Origin of the sequence: Herbaspirillum sp. B65, assembly GCF_000333555.1 — a bacterium.
Classification (GTDB): domain Bacteria; phylum Pseudomonadota; class Gammaproteobacteria; order Burkholderiales; family Burkholderiaceae_D; genus Herbaspirillum; species Herbaspirillum rubrisubalbicans.
On record NZ_BADI01000473.1, the window covers coordinates 1 to 6,324 of the forward strand.

The window sequence follows — 6,324 nt, forward strand, 5'->3', positions numbered from 1 at the left end:
TGGCGCACTGTCTTGTTATTGAACGGAGCTCGGCGCAGATTCATTTGCAGCCACACCGTAGGCGAAAACATTTCCCAGCCGGCAGTCGTGCTCTGGACGTTGGGCAACTTCTGCAGACGACGCACTTCGAAGTTTTCGACGTCGCCGCCGCGCAGCACGTCGACCGTCCCCTGTTCGAAGGCTACCGCACGCGAAGCCGCATCCGGAACGATCTTCAAGTAGATGTCGTCCAGATAGGGCAGACCCGGCTTGAAGTAATTCGGGTTCTTCACCAGGTGGATGTATGCGCCCCGCTTCCACTCTTTGAGCATGAAGGGCCCGGTGCCGATGGGATTGTTGTTGGCGGGATTGGTGCGATAGTCAGTGCCTTCATAGATATGCTTGGGCACGATGGGCATCGTGCTCACTTCGAACGCGTAGATGAACGGGCTGAACGGCTGCTTCAGCTTGAAAATCACTTTATTGTCACCTTCCGCCTTCACAGATTCGACCCGCTGGTTCATCAGCACACGCATACGCGGGTGCACTTCCCGCAGGAACTTGTCAGAGGAGAAAACGACATCGGCTGCTGTGAATGGTTTGCCGTCGTGCCACTTCACACCTTTATACAAATTGAACGTGTAGGTGAGACCGTCCTTGGAAATTTCCCATGATTCAGCCAGCGACGGCTGCGGCTTCAGATCTTGACTGTAGGTAAGCAGCGATTGATAAATCTTGCTACCTGCGAATTGGGTGGGTCCTTGCTGATTGAGCGCAAGCATCAGGGTTGGCGGTTCTGGCTGCATCAGCATGTTCAACGTTCCGCCTGCTTGCGGATTCTCGACTGCTTGTGCCAGTACGGATGGTTGGCTAAGCAAGGTGGCTGCTGTCAGCAGGGCCAGTTGCGCGATGGTTTTTCTTTTCTTGGCATCCATGGAATTTCCTTTCAAGGCGAAAAATAGAACTCGTGGCAGGTCGCGATTAGTAAAGGTCCTACGAATCAGTCGGTTGAGGACTGCGAATTCCCTCCCCGCGGATTTCTGTTTTGATGTAACCAAGCACTGCGATCGTGGAGGCGGGATAGCCCTGCTCTGAATTGGTAATGTGAGGAGCAAGAATTTCGTTGAGCTTCGGCAACGCGTGGAACGGCACCACGGGATAGGCATGATGCTCGACGTGGTACGGCATGTTCCAGGCAAAGAAGCGAATAAAGGCGTTGGTATAGGTGGTGCGGGTGTTGGCCAGCATATTGGGGCTGTGCTCGCATCCGGTGTGCTCGGCGAGCAAGTACGGGCGCAGAAACCATTGACCAACGACCAGTGGAATCACCCATAGAATAAGTGCCGCAGCGCAATGGGTAGCGATCGACAGCAGGATGATGGTGAGATAGGCGGCCAGATACAAACGCGCTTCACGGACAATCAAGGCACGCTTGTTCTCAGGCACCCAGGGCTTGCGAACCTTCCCCAGCACTCCGTGCAGAATCAAGAGCCGGACGCGTTCAATCCAGGTCGGAATGCCGAGCCAGAACAGGAAGAGACCGGCCCTGGTCTTCGGCAGTGGCATGGCCAGCTCGGGGTCTCGTTCCGGATCCTGAGTAAAACGATGATGATCCCAGTGATACACACGATAGTATTCATACGGCCAAAGAATTGCGAAGGCAGCGAAGTGACCGAAAATGTAATTGAACGCACGCGTTTTAAACGCTGTCTGGTGCGCCATCTCATGCTCGGTCGTAAAGAGGAACGCGACGAAATATCCCATCAGGGCGGTGAGCGGCACCGACCACCAGGTGCCAATGCTGCTCCAGAGGGCGGCTCCTGTCACGCCCAGGGCGCCAAGATGACCGAATGCGCGAAGAAAACCAGGGAGATTTGATTTCTCGGAAAGGGGCATCAGTTCACTTGCTTTGAGTCGAAATTGCGCTGGTTTTTCCATGATTGATGTGCGGTTCGTTATAGAAGATGTGCGCCGCTCCGGTGTTACACCGCGAGCAGCTCCTTGACGTTGTTCTCGATGAATGCGCGCTCAGCAGGAAGATCGAACGGATTGCCTGCGCGATGCCCCCAGACTGACGGGATGGGTTTCAACGCTGCGTTTTGGAGATGCTGGAGTTCACGGCGGTTGTCCTCCACCTGGAAATAGAGGTCCTGCTCGCCAGGCATCAGCAGCGTCTTCGCGCGGATGCTGCGCAATGCCGATGGGAGGTCGCCGTTGAATACTGCATTGGCACTGATGTCGCCGTTCTGCCAGGTCCATATCTGAGCAAGCAGGTCCGCCGGGTTACGACGGGAGAAGGTCTGCTCCCAATAACCCACGAGATAGTCCTCCAGAGAGGCATAACCGTGGGCGCGCCACATCTCGTCGCGGTACACGCTCTGCGACAGTGCCCACCCGGCATACACGCGCCCCATCGCGCGAAAGCCCCGGACAGGAAATGCGGTGAAGGCACCATCCCTGTAGCCAGGGTCTGCCATCAAGGCATGCTTCACTCCTTCCAGAAAGACGCGGTTATGCGGAGCACACTTTGCTGAACCACACACCACGGCGATACTCTGGACTACCTCCGGAAATAAGGCGGCCCAGTGGTAAGCCTGCATGGCACCCATGGACCATCCATACACCAGCTTCACGCTCTCGATACCCCAAAGTTCTGAAAGCATGCGCTTCTGAACGTGTACTGCATCGAAATAGGTGACATCCGGATAGCGGATATCTACGGACGGCCAAGTCGCATTCGATGGCGAACTCGACAAGCCATTTCCAAAGAGATTGGGAATGACGATGAAATACTTTTCCGGGTCCAATGCTCCACCCTCTCGCACCATGAATTGCGTGTCGTAGTGTTGCGCGCTGAACGAGGTCGGATACACGATCACATTGGACCTGTCTGCATTGAGGGACCCGAATGTCTTGTAGGCGATAGACATGTTCCGGAACGTGCGACCAGATTGCAGCACGACATTGCCAGCATTGAATAGCCGGAAGTCCGCCTCCAGTGTGGTTTTTGTCTCCATTGGATTAATAATTTCCATTGCTTCACCTCAGCTTAACACCGAATTTTCAATTACTGTACGTCGAGTATTGGATATACGTTTTGATAGCAATTGGCGTGCCAGCGCTTTGATGCGCCGCAAACTGGGTGAAAAGCCCTCTCCTTTTTTATTTTATGTACTTGGAGTATCGTTATGGTGCGAGTTCGAACAACAGACGTGCTGTAGCGCACAAAACCGGGGAGGCAATTTCAAGATGGTGCATCTGCGCCACATTGCCCTCCGGCTACAGCTTCGTGGCGAAGAGATTTCGCATTTACAATGCCGCTAGATTTTTAAAACCGGTTCTTATTCCCTCCTCCAAGAGAACACGACAAGACATGAAGAAGACAGTAGACGAGATGCTTCCGAACGACCCCAAACCGAGAGGACGACCTCGCTCGGAAGAGGCTGCCACTGCTGTTCTGGATGCGGCGTACCGGCTCAGCGCCGAGCACGGATTAAAGGGGGCGACCATCCAGGCGATCGCTCAGGAAACGGGCGTCTCGAAGATGACTATCTATAAATGGTGGGATAAGCGACTCGACCTGTTGCTGGATGCTTTCCTCTTGCAAACGAACAAGGTGCTAGCCATTTCCGAGGACGAGCCACCATTGGTGGCCCTGCATGCGCACGCACAGCGATATGTCGTTGCGCTTCAAGGCGACCTGGGGCGGGTAATGTTGGCCGTATTGGCCGAATGCGTTGCACAGACCGGTACGTCAAAGATTTTTGTTGAGCGTTACCTGATCTATCGTCGCAAACTCTATATCGAGGTCATCAAGCGAGGTCAGAAAGACGGGAGCATTACGACCAAGTATCCGACTGAATTGCTGTATGACAAAATCTACGGGACCATCCTGTATCGACACCAATTTGGGCTCAAGGGCCTCGATAAGACTTCGGTGCGACTTTTGGTCGATTCAACGCTGCTCCCGTAGGGCAGGGCCAGGAGCGGCCCTCTGGAAGCCGATGCGCAAGACAGTACGGTTCTCGTTTCTGCGCCGCCCGGCACCGCGCCTGACTAGGGACTGATTCCCGCTGCCTTTGCGGCGTCCACTTCCCGGTCATAGGTGGCTGCGTCCAGCAACCCCAAGGACAAGGCCGCCGCGCGCGGCGTCATGTTCTGTGCCAATGCCGTCGCGGTGATGGTCGCTACCTTGTCGTAACCAATGAGAGGATTGAGGGCCGTCACCAGCAGCAAGGCGTTTTCCACATTACGCGCCAAACGTCCCTCATCCACTTCCAGCCCTTGCACCAGTCGTAAGGTAAAGACACGCGAGGCGTCCGCCAGAATACGGATCGAATTGAGCAGATTATGGATCAGCACAGGTTTGGCGACATTCAATTCGAAGTTGCCTGAAGCATTGGCGATGCTGATCGTGGCATGGTTGCCCATCACCTGCATGCAGGCCTGTGCCAGGACTTCGGCGATGGTAGGATTGCGCTTTCCGGGCATGATGGAACTGGTTAGGCCATCATCCGGGATCTTCAACTCCCCCAATCCACAACGCGGCCCGGACCCAAGCCAGCGCACGTCGTTGGCCATCTTCATCAAGGACGTCGCCAGCACGTTGAGCGCACCGGAGACTTCCAGCAATGCGTCATGGGATGCCATGCCTTCGAACTTCGAGGGATTCGAGGAAAATGGCCGGCCGGTCAGCTTGCTCAATTCCTCGCAGAATCGGCCGGCGAACTCAGCCGGCGCATTGATTCCGGTGCCTGCCGCCGTTCCTCCCTGCGGCAACGACAGCAGACGCGGCATGGTGGAGTCGACACGGTCGAGTGCATAGCTGACCTGTTGCGCGAATGCCGTAAAGCTTTGTCCCATCGTCATGGGCACGGCATCCATCAGATGGGTGCGGGCGATCTTGACGACGCCGGCAAAGGCGGCAGCCCGCTCCAGCAAACAATCCCGCAGCAGCGTAAGCGCAGGCCGCAGGCGATCTTCAAGCTCCAGTACCGTCACCAGGTGCATGACGGTGGGAAAGCTGTCATTGGACGATTGCGATGCGTTGACGTGGTCATTGGGGTGCACCGGCGATTTGCCACCCAGACCCTGCCCCAGCATTTCGTTGGCGCGATTGGCAATGACTTCGTTGGCGTTCATGTTGGTTTGCGTCCCCGAGCCAGTCTGCCAGATGGTCAAGGGGAAATGCGTATCGAATTTGCCTTCCCGCACTTCCCCGGCCGCAGCGACGATGGCCTGCGCCAGTGTACCGTCGAGTGCACCGCAGGCAAGATTGGCGCGTGCTGCCGCGATTTTCTGCAAGCCGAAAGCGCGCAGCAGACAAGTGGGAAAGTGCTCCTCCCCTACTTCGAAAACCCCTAGCGCGCGCTGTGTCTGCGCACCCCAATATTTGTCTGCGGCGATTTCTACCGGGCCGAAGGCATCATGTTCAATACGGGTCTTGCTCATGTTCAATCCTATCCAAGGTGGAAAGCGGCGATGATGCCGGGTTCAATGGCGCCCGGCAGTCGCCGATCAGGTTTCGGGCAATTCGCCTGCCGGACAGAATCCGTCCGAAAGTGAGTGCGGAACTGCGGTCAGCGTGGTGTCACCGAGGACACCATCGGCGCTTCTCTTGCCACGTCCAGAGGCACATCGGTGCTGTTGATCTGTTCATCCGCCGCCTGTACCTGCGGATAACGGTCCGGATGAAGATGCTGTTCGGCCACAGCGGCATCAAAGGTCCCGGACCATTTCGCCACGACCACGGTGGCTACGCTATTGCCGATGGTGTTGCAGGTGGCGATGGCCATGGACATGAAGCGGTAGACCCCGAAGATCACGGCCAGGCCTTCAATGGGCAACAGGCCGGTCGAGGTCACCGTGGCAGCGAAGACGACAAAGGAGCCGCCGGATACTGTTGCCGCGCCTTTCGATGTCAGCAGCATCAAGAGCAGGATACCGATCTGGTGATCGAACGACAGCGCTACGCCATAGGCGTGTGCGATGAACATGACGCCCATGGACATGAAGATCGAGGTACCGTCCAGATTGAAGGCATACCCGGTCGGCAAGACCAGCCCGACGGTTTGGCGACTGCATCCCAGGCGTTCCAGCTTGACCAGCAGACGTGGCAAGGCACTTTCTGAGGAAGCCGTTCCCAGCACGATGAAGATCTCTTCCTTGATGTAGCGCAGGAAGCGCCACAAACTGAAGCCGCACAGCCGCGCCACCAGGCCCAGCACGCCCGCGATGAACAGGATGACCACGCCGTAGAAGCTCAGCACCAGTTGCGTAAGCGCAATGAGCACGGCGGTTCCGCTGCTGCCCACCGAATAGGCGACCGCGCCGAACGGCCGATGG

At 56.5% G+C, this 6,324-nt stretch carries 6 protein-coding genes; 1 reads left to right on the top strand and 5 read right to left on the bottom strand.

Going from position 1 to position 6,324, the window contains the following annotated elements:
• The 3 genes from I5W_RS11535 to I5W_RS11545 all read right to left on the bottom strand — a co-directional run.
• The coding region (locus I5W_RS11535; protein WP_044529331.1) for an ABC transporter substrate-binding protein at positions 1-914 on the bottom strand (914 nt) is incomplete at its 3' end.
• Between the two features lie 58 nt (positions 915-972).
• Positions 973-1,917, bottom strand: a complete 945-nt coding sequence (locus I5W_RS11540) for a fatty acid desaturase (RefSeq protein WP_044529332.1) — start codon at positions 1,915-1,917, stop codon at positions 973-975.
• A gap of 44 nt (positions 1,918-1,961) precedes the next feature.
• Entirely contained in the window at positions 1,962-3,014 is a 1,053-nt protein-coding gene (locus tag I5W_RS11545; RefSeq protein WP_085946775.1) for an alpha/beta fold hydrolase, read from the bottom strand.
• Between the two features lie 338 nt (positions 3,015-3,352).
• Here I5W_RS11545 and I5W_RS11550 point away from each other — a divergent pair, with 338 nt between their 5' ends.
• Positions 3,353-3,952, top strand: coding sequence for a TetR/AcrR family transcriptional regulator (locus tag I5W_RS11550; RefSeq protein ID WP_044529333.1), 600 nt, complete (start codon positions 3,353-3,355; stop codon positions 3,950-3,952).
• Positions 3,953-4,035: 83 nt separating this feature from the next.
• On the opposite strand, the gene I5W_RS11555 is transcribed toward I5W_RS11550, so the two are convergent.
• Complete coding sequence (locus I5W_RS11555) at positions 4,036-5,430, bottom strand: class II fumarate hydratase (RefSeq protein WP_044529334.1); 1,395 nt, start codon at positions 5,428-5,430, stop codon at positions 4,036-4,038.
• A 128-nt stretch (positions 5,431-5,558) separates the two neighbouring features.
• Positions 5,559-6,324, bottom strand: a 766-nt coding sequence (locus tag I5W_RS11560; protein ID WP_044529335.1) for a cation:dicarboxylate symporter family transporter, incomplete at its 5' end; no start/stop codon positions are given.